The organism is Brevibacillus laterosporus, assembly GCF_030489605.1.
Lineage (GTDB): Bacteria > Bacillota > Bacilli > Brevibacillales > Brevibacillaceae > Brevibacillus_B > Brevibacillus_B laterosporus_E.
This window is the reverse complement of sequence record NZ_JAUKFY010000002.1, coordinates 151,622-167,434: the sequence shown is the minus strand read 5'-3', so window position 1 is coordinate 167,434 and position 15,813 is coordinate 151,622. Positions and strand designations below refer to the sequence as shown.

Sequence of the window (15,813 nt, the reverse complement as noted above, 5' to 3'; positions counted from 1 at the left end):
AACACACCTCTCTTCTTTAGATAGAAGAGGATGGTCGTATAGAAGATGGGATCATATGTAAGACAAAAACACCCAGAAAAGAGGTCTGGGTGTTGGTTTATAGCAAAACGAAACCAGTCTCAGCTCTCCTCGTCTCATACAACCTATCTCTTCTCAACTCTACTCGGCTCTCGACTAACTTACTAACTTGCTCTTAACTGCCTTCATGCTCTGAACTAGTAAAACTTGCTCTTACTTTACAAAACCTCGCCCCTACTGTCAACTATTCTTTTACTAAATCTGGGCGTAAACGAATTGCCTCCCCCAGAAAAATATGGGTAATTTCTTGCGGAGACTTGTCAGTATTGATGTGAAGCATAACACGGATACAATTTTTTAAACTCCCAGCCACAGGAATTTCTTTTCCACACATCAGAGGAACATGCTCCCATTTTAAAAACTCGCGGGCAGCTTGAGCTGGAAATACAGCATCCAGCTCCTCTGTCATCGTTATGATAGCACTTGCTATATCGTCAGTCTCAATTTCATTTTGATGAATCATTTCACGTAAAAGCTCTGCCGTTGCCTCTAAGATTTCAGTTTTATCATTTCGGGTGACCGTTGTTGCGCCCCGGACCCCTCGTACCTTACTCATTTTTGTGATTCCTCCCACTCTTCGCTCATAAACCGTAGTACATCTTCCTCTTTTACTCTAGGCACGATCTCTACATGCTCCATAGATGTTGGCAAAACAAGTGTAAGTGTACCTGCTACGCCCTTTTTATCCAAATGCATTGCCCTTAGAACATCTTCTGGATGTAATTCTTTTGGCCATTGAGTCGGGAGTCCAAAGGCTGCAAGCAATTTTTTTGTACGCTTTGCTACACCTTCTGGAGACATTCCAATGGATTCCGCATAACGGGCGGCTAAAACCATCCCAATCGAGATTGCTTCACCATGATTAAGCTGACCATAGCCAGTTAACGCCTCAAAGGCATGACCAAAGGTATGGCCTAAATTTAACGTCATACGAATATCTTGCTCAGTCTCGTCTTTGGCTACTACCGCCGCTTTCACAGCACAGCCGCGATAGATGGCTTCACTAACCAGTTTTGCATCCAATTCCATTAGGCCACTCGCATGCTCCTCCAGCCATCCGACAAAGCCCTCATCTGAAATCAGTCCATGCTTGATCACTTCCGCAAAGCCGGCGGAGATTTCTCTACGAGGCAGTGTTTGCAGAGTATCCACATCATAAATAACCATCAAGGGTTGGTGAAAGGCCCCGATTAAATTTTTACCCAAACGATGATTAATCGCTACCTTGCCACCTACCGAGCTATCATGAGCCAATAAGCTTGTGGGAATTTGCACAAAACCAATTCCACGCATATATGTAGCCGCTACAAAGCCTGCCAGGTCACCTACTACTCCACCGCCTAACGCTAGCACGACAGATTTACGATCAAGTCCTGCCTCAATAGCGGCTGTCATCACCTCTTCATAAACAGCAAACTGCTTCGCTTTTTCACCAGCTACAACAATGTGGGAAAAAACCTGGTAACCCGCTTGTTCTAGGTCAAGCTGCAACGGCTTCAAATAATGCTGCGCCACATGAACGTCTGTAATGAGGAATAATTTTTGAGAGACTTTGATGTTTGCCTCCCGCAACAGGGCAGGTGTTTGGCTCAACAAACCTGCCCCAATATGAATAGGATAAGCTCTTTCATTCAAGTCAACTAGCAACGTACGTTTTTCCATTAGAATCTCTCCGTATAAGCTCGATATTCTTCTACGTTTGCCACCATATCGTCTAAAGCATCAGACGGGAACTTCTCACACATGGCACGAGCTATTTCCCAAGCAACGACTGCTTCAGCGACTACACTTGCTGCCGGTACCGCACAGCTATCGGAACGTTCAATAGTTGCCGCAAACGGCTCCTTCGTATCTATATCTACACTCATTAACGGTTTATATAAAGTAGGGATAGGCTTCATTACTCCCCGCACAACTATGGGCATTCCAGTGGTCATACTGCCCTCCAAGCCGCCTGCCCGATTCGTTTTGCGACTGTAGCCTTTTCCTTCTGTCCATTCAATTTCATCGTGTACCTGAGAGCCTGGCAAGCCTGCTGCTTCAAAACCGATTCCGATCTCTACTCCTTTAAAGGCCTGAATGCTCATAATAGCTTGCGCCAATCTTGCATCCAGCTTGCGATCCCATTGCACGTGACTGCCTAAACCAATCGGTACACCTTCCACAATTACTTCTACAATTCCGCCTAAAGAATCGCCTTCTTCTTTAGCACGATCTATAAGCTCCATCATTTTTTTCTCTGCAGCAGGGTCAATGCAGCGTACAGGCGAATCCTCTGTTATTTGCATTAGCTCGTCTAGGGGCAATTCACGTTCTTGGGCCACTACCTGTCCAATCTGCTTAACATGCCCAGCTACCCGAATACCGAATTGGGATAACAATTGACGTGCCACAGCACCTACGGCTACCCGCATTGTCGTTTCCCTCGCACTAGAGCGCTCCAGGATATTTCGCATATCCCTTTGGTGATATTTAATAGCCCCATTCAAGTCAGCATGACCAGGACGCGGACGCGATACACGACGACGTGCTTCATCCTCTTCTGGAACAGGTGCAGCACTCATAATTTTTTGCCAGTGGGTCCAGTCATTATTCTCAACAATCAACGTAACAGGAGCCCCCGTTGTATAACCATGACGAACACCAGATACGACCTGAACAGTATCTTTCTCAATCTGCATCCGGCGACCTCGGCCATGTCCCTTTTGGCGACGGTGTAATTGTTTGTTTATTTCGTCAAATGAAAAGGGGAGATTGCTGGGAATTCCTTCAATAATAGCTGTTAATTGTGGTCCGTGTGACTCTCCTGCGGTTATATATCTCACTCTTCTCTCCTCCAGTCAAATCCTTTAACACTTTTAAGCGATATAATATCATACATAGCCTAAGATGAAAACAAAAATAGACAAAATGCTTCTCACAATAAGGAGAAGCATTCTGCCATCTCTATAGATGATCGATTGTTATCAGTCGATCAGCCTGCTCACGATAGTAGAGTCGCTTCTGCATTACTAGGTTTTCCAGTTGGCGAGTTTCCGCTCCTAGAATTTGTCCGCACTCTTGCAAATTGATGAGTCCAAGTCGATACGCTTCAATCACCTTTGATTTATCCATTGACACGTTGCCTCCATCTGGAAATGTTTGTCTTCCTAGTAGCTATTGTTCAATAAATAAATCATTGGTATGCATCTTTCGTTACGATTTTACAGTGCTTTTTTGTAAAAAAACGTATCTTCTACTTCAAACTGATATTGTTGCGGTTGGAAAATTTGCTCTGTGCTTCCCACAAACAATACGCCGCCGGGCCGCAGAGCACGACTAAACTTTTGATATAGCTCATGCTTCGCTTCTTCTGTAAAATAAATCAAGACATTTCGGCAAATAATTAGATCAAAGCCTGTATCAAAAGACTCAGCAAGCAGATTATGCTTTTTAAAGTTGACGGCATTTTTAATTTCTTGATCCAAACGATAAGTGAGCTGGTCCTTATGAAAATATTTCTGTAATAAATCTTTAGGGCAATCCTGTAAGGACCGCTCCAAATATATACCCTGCTTCGCTTTCGCAAGCGCTCCCTCGTCAATATCGCTAGCAAGGATGCTTGAGGACGCTAGCAATTGCTTTCTTTTTAACACGAGTGACAGTGTATACGGTTCTTCCCCGGTTGAACACGCTGCGCTCCACAGCTTCAAACGACGGGATTCTGCATATAATCTTGGCAAAATTTTATTTTCAAGCGTCTCCCATCTGCCTGGATTTCGGAAAAACTCTGAAACATTTATTGTCATCCGATCCAAAAATTCGTAAAATAAATCCTGATCTTTATTCAGGGCCTCGAAATACGAAACAAAGCTGTTATACCCTCGCTTGATTCGTAATGAGGTTAATCTGCGTTTCATTTGCGCTTCTTTATATAACGCTAGATCAATCCCTGTTTTCTTTTTAATCAGTGCAATAAATTGCAAGAAGTCTTTATCCTCCACTGTGTGTATCCCCCTTTTGCCTTACTCCAAGCGATTCGTTACACTATTCGTCAAATCCTGCTACGATACGAAAAAAAGACCTTCAAAAGAAGGCCCTTCTTACGAAATTTGTCATATTAGATCCAACGAGCGATCGTTTTTTCTACGGAAACGATTTCATCCTTTGAGAACCAAAGACCAATTTCACGCTCTGCACTTTCAGCAGAATCAGAACCGTGAATGATATTCATGCCTACAGATACTGCATAGTCACCACGGATTGTACCAGGTGCTGCATCTGCTGGGTTCGTTTTTCCCATCATGTTACGGGCAGTGCTAATCACCTTGTCGCCTTCCCATACCATTGCAAATACGGGACCAGAAGTGATGAAGTCCACCAATTCACCAAAGAAAGGACGCTCTTTATGTTCAGCATAATGCTCTTCCGCTTTTTCACGGCTCACATTCATTAGTTTAGCGCCAACCAAAGTAAAGCCTTTTTTCTCAAAACGGGCAACGATCTCTCCTACAAGATTACGTTGCACGCCGTCTGGCTTTACCATGATAAAAGTTTTTTCCATTCGAATGCCCTCCATACCTCTATGTATATTTGTACCAACGAAAATTTTATCAGAAGTAGGTCGTACAAGCAACCGCTCAATTGCAGAAACTTCAATAAATTTGATCGATATGGAAAAGTTGTTATTTTCATATAAAAAGAGGCATGCATTTGTTAATCATGCAATCCTCCCTTATACATAAAGCCCCTTTCCCACAAGAAAGAGGCTTCTTCATCGACTCTGGATTAAAATTTACGCCCACCAATATAATCAGCAATCTGTATTAATGATTTTTTGGTCGAAGATGCAGGCAGATCTGCTAATGCTATTTTGGCTCTTTTGATATAGCGTTCAGCCAACGCTTGTGAATAAGCAATCCCTTCTCCCTGATGGATAAGAGGAATTGCCTGTTCAATACGAGAGTTGATTTCACCCTTACGAATCCACTCTTGAAAGATATCCTTCGTACTCCCCTGATAAGCGCTATAAAGAGCAGGCAAAGTGACGTTTCCTTGGCGCAAGTCACTTCCCGCCGGCTTACCTAGCTGTTTTTCTGTTCCCGTAAAATCTAGGATATCATCTGTAATCTGAAAAGCCATTCCAACATTATATCCAAAATGATACATACGGCGCACAACATCTGCCGACGCATTAGTCGCAACTGCGCCGAGTTGACAGCTAATCGCAATTAAAAGCGCTGTTTTGCGTTTAATCCGTCGCAGATAATTGCGCAGACCCTGATTCCAATTTCCCAAATCACGAACTTGCTCAATCTCTCCTTTGCACATCTCCACAATGGCTTTGGAGAGAATTTGATGGATCGCTGGATTAGGCAATTGCGTTACGATAGCTAAAGCTCTTGCTAGTATGTAGTTCCCGGAATACATCGCCACTCGGTTGTCCCATTTCGTACGTACGGTGTCTCTGCCTCGGCGCTTGTTTGCATCATCCACCACATCATCATGGACAAGTGTAGCCATATGAATAAGCTCAAGCGGTACAGCTACTTGAGATAAATTTTGCACATTATAATCTCCAAATTTACCCGCTAGCAACACAAAGACAGGGCGGATTCGCTTTCCGCCTGCCTTTAGAAGATGGGTAGAAGATTGGTAGAGTTCACGAGACTCTGGATTAATGGCTCGTTCCAGTTCTCGTTCGATATATGAAACATCACTTTTTACTTGCATATAGATATCGACCAGATTCATTTCATCCACCTAACTCGTTGACATAGTAGTAATGTTGTCCGTTGCCCAAAATGCTACCTTCACCGGCTTGGGCAATAGACCAAGATCAGCCGTGCAAGCATAGTAATGTTCCAATCCCATAATTTGTTCCTGCGTAAAATCATGAATGAGTCCAGTAAAATACCCTTCCCAGAAAGATGCGTCGCCACCAAAATGCTGGTGAGCATACTGAACGATTTCACTACAATCGGCATGACTCTTGTTTTTGCTACGAACAAATTCTTCATGAAGTTGATGCAACAATTTACCATGTGTTTCAACAGCTTCTCTTCGAATGGCCCATACAGCAAACGTCATTGGGTATCCTGTATGCTCATACCAAAGCTGTCCTAAATCGTACACATAATATCCCAGATCCTGCTGACGGGCTAGAATTGCTTCATCTCCAATTAGCAGGGAAGCATCGTGTTCCTCCATCATCGCCTTGATATCAGGACGCATTGTGGCGTATTCAGGGCTCATGCCCTTAAATTTTTCCAAGATGACCCGCAACAAATTAACGGAGGTAGCAGAGGTATTCGTTAATGCAATACGAGCTTGATCCAGTTGATCAATTGGATATTTGCTAAATAAGAAAATAGAACCTACAGGACCTTTAGCACCAACACATACATCTGGCATTAACACATATTGATCTTCATGCTCCGCGTAGCTGAAGGAGGATATAGGACCTATGTCAATGATCCCCTCTGCCATTGCTTTATTTAATTGTGCGGGATATTGCTGGATAAAATCAGCTTTCCCCAAAAAGCGGTCTAAATTTACATAAAAATAGACAGGAAGCGTGTTTGTATATAAGATCTGTCCGACCTGTAGTTGTCTTTTACTCATGGCCCTCTCCCCATCTCGTAAACAAATGATTTTCCACATCAAGTTGGTCAAGCGCTTTGCCAACCACGAAATTCACTAGGTCATCAAGTGTTTGCGGGCGTTGATAGAAACCAGGCATCGCAGGGAGAATCTTAACTCCGATACGGCTTAGTTTCAGCATATTTTCTAAATGTAGCGCGTTAAAGGGTGTTTCACGCGGGACCAGCACGAGCTTGCGTCCCTCTTTAATCATTACATCAGCACAGCGTTCTAATAAATTGCCGGAAGCACCGTGAGCAATACCCGAAAGTGTTCCCATCGAGCATGGGATAATAATCATCCCATCACTCTTATACGAGCCACTCGCCATTGGACAATTAAAATCTCGCAATGTCCAATAATGAAGCTCGCCTGCGGAATATTTTTCAAAATACCCCTGTAAAAACGTCTCACGTTCATCCGCAGCAGGTGCAAAATCCAATTCATCATGAAAAACCTGCCAACCAGCTTCTGTTATCATCAAGTGAACCGTATGTCCAGCTCTTAGCAATTCTTCAACTAGTCGAATTCCATATTTGGCGCCACTTGCTCCTGTTATGCCTACACCCAGCTTCATTTTTTTCATAGAATCACCAAGTCCAGAACAGTAAAGCAGCATATCACTACGCTAAAAATGCCATTCATTGCAAAGAAAGCAATTTCAATTTTAGACAGGTCGTTATGTTTAACTTGACTGTGCTCATAGAATAAAATCGCTGCCCCAGCAATAATCCCGACAAGAAACCATACGGATAGATTAGTCGTCATATACATCAAGAGAAGACCTAGAATGGTTAACAAATGACAGAAGCGAGCAATTATCAGTGCATTCTTAATTCCAAACCGACTAGGGACAGAGTAAAGCCCTTCCTTAACATCGAACTCTGTATCCTGACAAGCATAGATAATATCGAAACCGGCTGTCCAGATCATGACTGTAAAGAACAGTAGCATTGCAGTTCCATTTACTTGACCTGTGGTTGCAATCCAACCGCCCAATGGCCCAAAGCCAAGCGCTACACCTAAGATAAAATGGCAGAGCCACGTAAATCGTTTGCAATAGGAATATAAGACTAACACAAAGACTGCAAGTGGTAAAAGCTTAACTGCTAATGGGTTTAGTTGCCATGCAGCAACGAATAAGACCAGGAATGAAACAATAATAAAAACAAGCACTTCAGCAACAGACAGCAATCCTGCCGGAATGGCACGCTTCGCTGTTCGCGGGTTTTTTGCATCAATGACACGGTCTATCAAACGATTCAGTGACATCGCTGCGCTTCTTGCCGCTACCATCGCTACCGTAACCCAGAAGATTTCTCCCCAGGTAGGCCATGTACCTTCTATAATTATATTGCCTAGTACTGCCCCAATAAAAGCAAATGGCAATGCAAAAATACTGTGTTCAAATTTAATCATTTCGAGAATGATTTTCACTTTATTAAAGACCATTTTGACTTGCACTTCCATTCTATTTGCGGATAGGCTATGGATTTTTTGTACCGATATGCAGGGCGGAGACACCGCCCATAAACAATTTTACCTGTACATGATCAAGCCCCGCTTTTCTAAACATCTCAGCCAGCTCTTTGCTGTCGGGGAAATTCGTAAGAGACTGAGGTAACCAAGCGTATTCTTCATACTTATTGACTACCATTTTAGCAACAATTGGCAGCACTTTATAGAAATAAAGATAAAATAACTTACGATATGGGATAAATGGTGGCTTCGATACCTCCAAAGACACAACCTTGCCCCCGGGCTTTACCACGCGTGTCATTTCGTTAAGCACTGTTTGTACATCAGGCACGTTGCGTAGGGCAAATCCGATCGTAACAAAATCAAACGTATTGTCTTCAAAGGGCATTTTCATGGCATCAGCATTTACTAATTGCACTTGACTTAGCCCTTCCTTTTCGACCTTGTACGCTCCTACATTCAACATATTTTGGCTAAAATCAAGCCCAACTACTTTCCCATTAGGACCTACTGTTTTGGCCAAGCTAATGGTCCAATCGCAAGTCCCGCAGGCAACATCCAGACAAGCATCTCCTGGCTTCACCTGCATTTGGTTCATCGTATACTTGCGCCATGATGAATGGCTGCCAAAACTGATGACATTATTCATGCGGTCATATTCATTCGCGATGCTCTCAAAAACGGAATGAACATATTCCGCTTTCGATGGTTGTCCATTTGTGTTCAAAGCCTACATCTCCTCTGCCCGCTTTAACCGTTGTACGCGATTTGTATAGCGTGAAGTCATCCACGCTAATTCGCTTTGTGTTTCGCCCGATTTTAAGGTAACGATCAATTGCTCACAGATATGCAATAATTCCATGACTTTCCCTTCAATCATTTCGACTGCATTGGCGATTGTTGAGCCTGGTTTCTGCAGCAAAAATTGTGTCAAACCGTTTGGAGCTTGCTCTTGCCATTGTAACTGCTCCCATTCCCCGATCAGTTGTTCAAAGGCTGAGGTCTGTTCAAACAAGCTGGTCCAAAATTCGCGCACTGAGTCACTTTTTGCATATTTGTCTACAAAAGCTACATAAAGAGCCGTATCAATCTTTTTGCGCAAGCTAAGATACGTCTCCTGTGTCAATTTATTTTCTTTCTGAGCAATATATAGCTTCATTTTCGTTTCGTGAGCAAGTTGGTTACCTACAGCCAAAACTTGAATTGCTTCAATCTCATTAGCGTCGGCGAGCATATTGTAGTAAAGACTGCTGTAGTAATCCCCCGCTAAAACGGTTAACTGTCTATTACGTTCGGAAACCAACGTTTTTTCATAATGATTCCGTACGGTTTCATGGGTATCAATGCCCAATTGTACTAAACCAGTTGCTACCGAGAGTAGATGAGCTCGTTCTTTTGTAAAGCCGTTCTCATGTAAAAAGAAGAATAAGAGAGCTAGTCGATTTTCACCCATAGCTGGGACATCCACATATTGTTGAATATATGTTTGTTGTATTCGACCTTGAATTTCTTCGATGATAGCTTTTAATTCCTGTGAATATGCATTTCGATCTGTGCCCATTATGCCTCCTCCATTTAAAGCGTTGAAGCTCCATCACTGTCCCCATTTTTTACAAAGAATGTAATGTTTTTGAACACAAAAAAATGGTACGCAGTAATCCATCGCCATACAGTATATCACACTTTTAAAGGAAGGAATAATTTTCTGCTGTAATCAGGTTGCTTCTTTAACAAAAAAATGCCGCTTTACATACTGCTCTGCATCGCTTAGTTCAGCTGGGCTTTTCCATTTATCTTCTTGTCCGATTTGCGCTCGATCTGCTTGGATCAGAAGCGTAGCTGAGCTGTGTGTTTTTTGTTCATTGGATCGAGTGAATTGGAGGGTGACATGCTTAACATTCGTCGTCTTATTCATCAGTACATAAACAATTGAATAGGCATCATGATACATGAGGTCATTTACTTTCTTGTGGTCCTGAGGTAAGGACAGCGTAAGCATGATGGAAGGCTGATTCCACTCTACATGACTTATCTTATAATGAGTTTCCAGTAAAGTAAATAAATCCACAAGATTGTGTGAATTTACTGTGAGTCTAGGAATTTCTCGAAAGGTCGGTACATCAGCGGCAGGTTCCTTTTTCGTAAAAACCGGCAACACTGACAGCATCAAAGATAAACCTACTGAAATCATCATTGCAAATAAAAATCGCCGTGGCATGTTACACATTCCTCCTTCTTTTCCATTCTACATAAGAAAAAAGCAGGCTATGCCTGCCAGAAAGAAAAATGCTGGTAATGCCTTCTAAGGAGTTGGAACGATTTCTCTTATTTATTTATCTATCTTTGATGAATCACTGTACCCTTTTTTTCTATAGCGGAAAATACCCTTTAGCTCCTTATACGTACGAAAAGGCTTGCTGATAACACGGTACGGCATGGTTGAGATAAAATGACTTAAATCTTCTTTGAATTCCTGAGTGATCCGTTGCGGCTTCGAAATAATTCGGTCAACATACTGCGAATAAATTTCTTTCAACAAATCTGGTTCCATAACGCTCTCTTTTCCGCACTGCTCACATTTAACCATATATAAAATATCATGTACATATGTGACAGTATGCGGTGCTTGACCAAGACAAGTTATGCAGTAGAGTTCTGTTTCAATCACTGTCTCTTCCAAATCCGTTCCCTCCTTACTCCTCACTGTTGCCTTTATCATCGTATTTAGCAATTAATTCTCGAGCTGTGCGCTCATCTACAAACAATTTATGGAAATAACCACCATGTAAAGCAGCCCTGATTGCTGTAACCTTTGCTAACCCAGTCGCCACTGCAATTACAGTGGGAATTTGAAACAAATCTAGCAGGTCAAGCCCAATAACACGATTGTTCAATGGTATATGAATCTGTTTGCCATCCTTGTCGATAAAGCGGGAGCCTATATCCCCTACTGCTTGATTTTGCTTTAGCTCTTTCATTTCCTCTTCTTTTAAATATCCCATGTTAAACAATGTTGATTCTTCCAGAATACCGATTCCTAACAGGGCAATTTCCACCTTGCGAATTTGATCTAGTAAAACTCGGATGGATTCTGATTGCAGAATCTGTTCCTTGAGGTCTACTGTTTCTACCAATGCCGGCGCATATAAAAATTCACAGTTTGCTCCCATTCGTTTTGAGAGTTCATAGGCTAATTGGTTAGAATGGATTTCTACGTGCTTTCGTCCTGTCCCTCCGACTAGAGGGTACACCATCATTTCTGGATTTCGTTCGTACGGGTATTCATTTACCATATGATATAGGGTAGTCCCCCATGATAAGCCGATGCTTTTTACATTTTTAGCCAATTTAGATAGATGCATGGCTGCTTCCTTAGCTACTAGTTGCTTGATTAATTCCTGATTCTCTATTCCGTTCACTGGCACAACAATAGCTTCGTCTAAAGAAAACATTTCTTCTAGCTTTTGTTCAATCTCCACTACGTTTACAGTTTCATCTTTGATAATGATCTCTACAATTCCAGCATCTTTTGCTTTTTGTAGGAGTTTGGATACTACAGGGCGGGAAACCCCGATCTTTTTAGAGATTTCTGCTTGGGTTAGTCCTTGAAAATAATAAAGTTTAGCGACGCGCACGAGTTCCCTTTTTTCAGCCCAATCCATCGTCTCACCTCTTTTACATCTATCATCCTTCATCTATTATAAACATAAACTCATAGTAGCGCTAAAAAGATTACAAATTCCTGTACCACCGTAAAAAATCCATAAATCATCAAGATAAGAGGAGCAAAAAAGAACTGAGGATGGGCGTCCCCAGTTCTTCTTTTATGCTGTGTCCCATGTAAGCTGCTCTACAGATATCAAAGCTTTTACGAATGGATACCTTTTCCTAGCCAATCGCTTGCCGCTTCATGTAATCCTTCTGATACAGCTGGATGTGGAAAAATCAGATTTGCCATTTCTTCAACGGTTCCTTCCAGTTGCATATAAGCAGAGATTTGTGAAATCATCTCGGTTACATGTGGCCCGACCATCACAGCCCCTACTATTTCCCCGTAGGTCTCATCTGCAATCAGCTTTACAAAGCCTTCTGTTTGTCCGCTTGCTAAGGCCTTACCGTTTACTGCGAGCTGATGCATTGAGGTTTTTACCTGAAAACCCTTTTCTTTTGCCTCACGCTCGCTTAGCCCTACACTTGCAATCTCAGGATAGGTGTAGATGCATCTTGGTACGATATGGTATTTCATATCTTTAGCTTGCCCTGACGCATTCAGAGCAGCTACAATTCCTTCTGCACTTGCTACATGAGCCAATTGCCAATTCCCAACCACGTCACCTATTGCATATAGATTTGGCACACTTGTCTCCATACGTGCATTTACTTTAATAAATGGACCATCCATATCAAGTGATAGGTTAGCAGATGCCGACAGATTCGGGCGACGTCCAATTGCGACTAGTATTTCTTCCGCTACAACATTCTGTTTTGTTCCAGCTTCATTGTAAATCATAAGGTGTTTTTGCGAGCCGAGTGCTTTAACCGCAGCTATTTTCGCCTTGGTTCGAATCGCAATTCCCATTTTGCTTGCATGTTTTGTTAATAACTGTGAAGCCATTTCATCTTCAGTAGCCAGAATGCGATCTGCCTTTTCAATGATTGTTACCTTTGTTCCCAAACTTTCAAAAATGCTGGCACACTCTACACCAATAACACCACCTCCAATAATTGCAAGGGACGCAGGAATTTCCTCTAAATCAAAAATGGTATCGCTTGTGTGATATGCTACCTGTTCCAATCCTTCAATCGGAGGTACGGCTGGAGAGGAGCCTGTCGCTATAATGATTGACCCGGCCTTAATTCTCTCTGGTTTATCACCTGTAATTTCCACGATCTGGTCTGATTGAATCTCACCCTTACCATGATATAAATCAATTTTTCCCGTTCGTAATAGATGGGCAATTCCTCCACGGAGCTGGTTGATAACCCGATTTTTTCTCAGCATCATTTTTGGCAAGGAGAGCCTTATTTCTCCTACCTCAATCCCGTATTTGGACGCATCTCTGATGGCATGAATCATTTCAGCATGCTTTAATAATGCTTTAGATGGAATACATCCCCGATTCAAGCAGGTTCCTCCTAAATGGTCCTGCTCTATAAGCGCCACTTTCTTTCCTTCTTTTGAAGCGCGAATGGCTGCTACGTATCCGCCCGGCCCTCCTCCAATGACCACAATATCGTAGGTTTTCATGTTGTTCCCCCTAGACTAGCAGCTGATATGGTTCTTCAAGAGAGCGTTTTATGCTTTGTAAAAATTCTGCTGCTGGTGCTCCATCCACGATCCGATGGTCAAAGGAAAGGCTTAAAGTCATCTGCGGACGAAGTTTTAACTCTCCGTGAATCCCAACTGCTTTTTCCGTAATACGGCCAACCCCTAATATGGCAATCTCTGGCTGATTAATAATTGGTGTAAAGGCATCAATGTCGTACATTCCGAGATTGCTAATGGTAAAGGAGCCTCCCTGCGTCTGATCAGGCAGCAATTTGCCTGCTCTTGCTAATCGCCCTAGCTCTTTACACTCTGCTGTTAATGTTGCCAAGCCTTTCTGATCAGCATGTTTGACAACTGGCACCATGAGACCGTTTGGTACTGAAACCGCAAGACCAGTGTTGACTTCCTGTTTATAGATAATGTAGTCACCTTCAACGGAAGCATTCATCTGTGGGTGTTGGCGCAACGCAATTGCAGCCGCTTTTATAACGATCTCTGTATAAGACAACCGATATCCTGTCTGGCTCTCAATGACTGAGAGTAAGCTTTTGCGAAGCTTGATTGCATTGCTCATATCTGCTTCCGTTACAAGCGTGACATGCGGTGCTGTAGTAACACTTCGGGTCATTCGCTCAGAGATAACCTTACGCATGCCCCCCAATTTCACACGAGATAACTCCACAGCTTTTGTGTTGTTTGCTACACTGCTGTTCATAGCTGCTTGCAAACAATTAGGAGGAGCCTGCAGAACATCTTGTTTCGTAATTTTTCCATTAGCGCCTGACCCCTGTATGCTGTTTAGCTGAACTCCCGTGTTCGAGGCAATTTTTTTCGCTAGAGGTGTCACCATTCTCTCTTGAACTGATTTAACATAAGCTTCTACATCCTCGGCATGAATGCGCCCATTTGTTCCACGCCCTTTCATCTCATATAATGCGACACCGTATTCTCGTGAAAGACGTCGAGCCGCTGGTGTAGCACGCACTTTATTTGTTTCTTCTCCAGAAGTAGAAGCTTCTTTTTTAGCTTCGTTCTCCTCACTAGCTTTGCTTGCATCAGCAGGTGTTTCTTCTCTCTCTATCTCTGGCGGCGTGTCTGGAACTTGTTCTCCCTGCTCTCCAATGTACCCGATGATTTTTTGTACAGGTACAATCGCGTTCACATCATCATAAATTTTTAGCAACGTACCTGTTGCATACGCCTCTACTTCGATGTTAATCTTGTCTGTCATCACCTCTAGCAGCAGGTCTCCCTCTTCTACCAGGTCTCCCTCTTTTTTAAACCATTGCAAAATGGTTCCCGTCTCCATTGTCATACTAAGCTTAGGCATGAAGATTCCTGTTGCCATGTTCCTCTCCCCCTTCTAACGATGTGCCACTGTGTCTTTTACTGCTTGTATAATATCGGGCACCTGCGGGATTGCCGCCTTTTCTAGGACTGGATTATAAGGCATCGGTATCCACTTACCGCCCAATCGTCTAATAGGAGCATCTATATAATCGAAGGCTTCACTCTCGGCAATCATGCTAACAATCTCTCCGCCGAATCCGCCGAACTTGACCGCTTCATGAACTACAATCAGCTTCCCTGTTTTCTTCATTGACCGAATAATGGTCTGGGTATCTAACGGCACCAATGTCCGTGGATCGATAACTTCCACAGAGATGCCTTCTTTTTCTAATACGGCGGCCGCTTCTAATGCTTTGTGCACCATAATGGCAGTCGCTACGATTGTTACGTCTGTGCCTTCACGTTTTACATCTGCCACACCAAGCGGAATACTGTATGATTCTTCTGGGACATGCCCCGATGTTTTATAGAGGAGCTTGTGCTCATAAAAAATCACTGGGTTATGATCGTTGATGGCTGCCTTTAATAACCCCTTTACATCATAAGCAGTTGAGGGCTGTACCACTTTTAGCCCGGGAATATGGGCCATCCATGCCTCCAAGCTTTGTGTATGCTGCGCCGCGGCACCTGTACCCGAACCAGATGGTGTACGCACGACCATCGGCACCTTCCCTTTCCCGCCAAACATGTAGCGATTTTTCGCAGCCTGATTTACCAACTGGTCCATTGCAATGGTTATGAAGTCAGAGAATTGTAGCTCCATGATGGGCCGCATGCCAGTCATAGCGGCTCCAACAGCGGCTCCTGCAATCGCTGCTTCGGAAATCGGTGTGTTGCGAATTCGCTCTGGACCAAATTCTTCAATCATCCCACGCGACACACCAAACGCTCCTCCATATACTCCAATATCTTCTCCCATCAAAAAAACATCTGGATTGACACGCATCTCCTGACTCATCGCTTCTCGGACCGCTTCTAGGTACGTAATCTCTCTCATGAGGTTCCCTTCCTTCTTT

At 43.1% G+C, this 15,813-nt stretch carries 18 protein-coding genes; all 18 read right to left on the bottom strand.

Features of this window, described 5'->3' with window-relative positions; all coding sequences use genetic code 11:
* Positions 1–262 precede the first annotated feature (262 nt).
* Positions 263–634 carry a chorismate mutase gene (aroH, locus tag QZ995_RS02670; protein WP_301802673.1) on the bottom strand — a complete coding sequence of 124 codons (372 nt, stop codon included), beginning with the start codon at positions 632–634 and terminating at the stop codon, positions 263–265.
* Positions 631–1,740: a 3-dehydroquinate synthase gene (gene aroB / locus QZ995_RS02665; protein ID WP_301802669.1), complete on the bottom strand. Its 1,110-nt coding sequence runs from the start codon at positions 1,738–1,740 to the stop codon at positions 631–633. Before aroB ends, aroH begins: the two co-directional genes overlap by 4 nt.
* Positions 1,740–2,903: a chorismate synthase gene (gene aroC / locus QZ995_RS02660; protein ID WP_301802666.1), complete on the bottom strand. Its 1,164-nt coding sequence runs from the start codon at positions 2,901–2,903 to the stop codon at positions 1,740–1,742. Before aroC ends, aroB begins: the two co-directional genes overlap by 1 nt.
* Positions 2,904–3,024: 121 nt before the next feature.
* Positions 3,025–3,192 carry a hypothetical protein gene (locus QZ995_RS02655; protein WP_003338558.1) on the bottom strand — a complete coding sequence of 56 codons (168 nt, stop codon included), beginning with the start codon at positions 3,190–3,192 and terminating at the stop codon, positions 3,025–3,027.
* An 89-nt stretch (positions 3,193–3,281) separates the two neighbouring features.
* Positions 3,282–4,061: a CheR family methyltransferase gene (locus QZ995_RS02650; RefSeq protein ID WP_301802661.1), complete on the bottom strand. Its 780-nt coding sequence runs from the start codon at positions 4,059–4,061 to the stop codon at positions 3,282–3,284.
* Between the two features lie 116 nt (positions 4,062–4,177).
* The gene (gene ndk / locus QZ995_RS02645; protein WP_031414523.1) at positions 4,178–4,621 is read right to left on the bottom strand and encodes a nucleoside-diphosphate kinase; all 444 of its coding nucleotides are present in this window, start codon (positions 4,619–4,621) and stop codon (positions 4,178–4,180) included.
* A 224-nt stretch (positions 4,622–4,845) separates the two neighbouring features.
* Positions 4,846–5,811 (bottom strand): polyprenyl synthetase family protein, encoded by a 966-nt coding sequence (locus QZ995_RS02640; RefSeq protein ID WP_301802652.1) that lies wholly within the window; start codon positions 5,809–5,811, stop codon positions 4,846–4,848.
* Between the two features lie 9 nt (positions 5,812–5,820).
* A complete protein-coding gene (locus QZ995_RS02635; protein WP_301802650.1) occupies positions 5,821–6,681 on the bottom strand; it encodes a menaquinone biosynthesis protein in 861 nt (286 codons plus the stop codon).
* Positions 6,674–7,285 (bottom strand): UbiX family flavin prenyltransferase, encoded by a 612-nt coding sequence (locus tag QZ995_RS02630; RefSeq protein WP_301802649.1) that lies wholly within the window; start codon positions 7,283–7,285, stop codon positions 6,674–6,676. The genes QZ995_RS02635 and QZ995_RS02630 overlap by 8 nt, the downstream gene beginning before the upstream one ends.
* A complete protein-coding gene (locus tag QZ995_RS02625) occupies positions 7,282–8,151 on the bottom strand; it encodes a UbiA-like polyprenyltransferase (protein WP_301802648.1) in 870 nt (289 codons plus the stop codon). Before QZ995_RS02625 ends, QZ995_RS02630 begins: the two co-directional genes overlap by 4 nt.
* 34 nt (positions 8,152–8,185) lie before the next feature.
* Complete coding sequence (locus QZ995_RS02620; protein ID WP_301802646.1) at positions 8,186–8,905, bottom strand: demethylmenaquinone methyltransferase; 720 nt, start codon at positions 8,903–8,905, stop codon at positions 8,186–8,188.
* A gap of 3 nt (positions 8,906–8,908) precedes the next feature.
* Complete coding sequence (locus tag QZ995_RS02615; protein ID WP_301802643.1) at positions 8,909–9,739, bottom strand: heptaprenyl diphosphate synthase component 1; 831 nt, start codon at positions 9,737–9,739, stop codon at positions 8,909–8,911.
* A gap of 153 nt (positions 9,740–9,892) precedes the next feature.
* Complete coding sequence (locus QZ995_RS02610) at positions 9,893–10,396, bottom strand: hypothetical protein (RefSeq protein WP_301802640.1); 504 nt, start codon at positions 10,394–10,396, stop codon at positions 9,893–9,895.
* A gap of 111 nt (positions 10,397–10,507) precedes the next feature.
* Positions 10,508–10,858 (bottom strand): hypothetical protein, encoded by a 351-nt coding sequence (locus QZ995_RS02605; RefSeq protein WP_301802638.1) that lies wholly within the window; start codon positions 10,856–10,858, stop codon positions 10,508–10,510.
* Between the two features lie 13 nt (positions 10,859–10,871).
* A complete protein-coding gene (locus tag QZ995_RS02600; RefSeq protein ID WP_301802636.1) occupies positions 10,872–11,840 on the bottom strand; it encodes a sugar-binding transcriptional regulator in 969 nt (322 codons plus the stop codon).
* A gap of 206 nt (positions 11,841–12,046) precedes the next feature.
* Entirely contained in the window at positions 12,047–13,426 is a 1,380-nt protein-coding gene (gene lpdA / locus QZ995_RS02595; protein ID WP_301802634.1) for a dihydrolipoyl dehydrogenase, read from the bottom strand.
* Between the two features lie 10 nt (positions 13,427–13,436).
* On the bottom strand, positions 13,437–14,795 hold the full coding sequence (locus tag QZ995_RS02590; RefSeq protein WP_301802632.1) for a 2-oxo acid dehydrogenase subunit E2: 1,359 nt from the start codon (positions 14,793–14,795) through the stop codon (positions 13,437–13,439).
* Positions 14,796–14,810: 15 nt separating this feature from the next.
* Positions 14,811–15,794, bottom strand: a complete 984-nt coding sequence (locus QZ995_RS02585) for an alpha-ketoacid dehydrogenase subunit beta (protein ID WP_301802629.1) — start codon at positions 15,792–15,794, stop codon at positions 14,811–14,813.
* Positions 15,795–15,813 lie beyond the last annotated feature (19 nt).

Coding starts and splice junctions, on each gene's coding strand:
- aroH (WP_301802673.1), bottom strand. CDS start 634: ATGAGTAAGGTACGAGGGGTCCGGGGCGCAACAACGGTCACCCGAAAT.
- aroB (WP_301802669.1), bottom strand. CDS start 1,740: ATGGAAAAACGTACGTTGCTAGTTGACTTGAATGAAAGAGCTTATCCT.
- QZ995_RS02655 (WP_003338558.1), bottom strand. CDS start 3,192: ATGGATAAATCAAAGGTGATTGAAGCGTATCGACTTGGACTCATCAAT.
- ndk (WP_031414523.1), bottom strand. CDS start 4,621: ATGGAAAAAACTTTTATCATGGTAAAGCCAGACGGCGTGCAACGTAAT.
- QZ995_RS02640 (WP_301802652.1), bottom strand. CDS start 5,811: ATGAATCTGGTCGATATCTATATGCAAGTAAAAAGTGATGTTTCATAT.
- QZ995_RS02635 (WP_301802650.1), bottom strand. CDS start 6,681: ATGAGTAAAAGACAACTACAGGTCGGACAGATCTTATATACAAACACG.
- QZ995_RS02630 (WP_301802649.1), bottom strand. CDS start 7,285: ATGAAAAAAATGAAGCTGGGTGTAGGCATAACAGGAGCAAGTGGCGCC.
- QZ995_RS02625 (WP_301802648.1), bottom strand. CDS start 8,151: ATGGTCTTTAATAAAGTGAAAATCATTCTCGAAATGATTAAATTTGAA.
- QZ995_RS02615 (WP_301802643.1), bottom strand. CDS start 9,739: ATGGGCACAGATCGAAATGCATATTCACAGGAATTAAAAGCTATCATC.
- QZ995_RS02610 (WP_301802640.1), bottom strand. CDS start 10,396: ATGCCACGGCGATTTTTATTTGCAATGATGATTTCAGTAGGTTTATCT.
- QZ995_RS02600 (WP_301802636.1), bottom strand. CDS start 11,840: ATGGATTGGGCTGAAAAAAGGGAACTCGTGCGCGTCGCTAAACTTTAT.
- lpdA (WP_301802634.1), bottom strand. CDS start 13,426: ATGAAAACCTACGATATTGTGGTCATTGGAGGAGGGCCGGGCGGATAC.
- QZ995_RS02590 (WP_301802632.1), bottom strand. CDS start 14,795: ATGGCAACAGGAATCTTCATGCCTAAGCTTAGTATGACAATGGAGACG.
- QZ995_RS02585 (WP_301802629.1), bottom strand. CDS start 15,794: ATGAGAGAGATTACGTACCTAGAAGCGGTCCGAGAAGCGATGAGTCAG.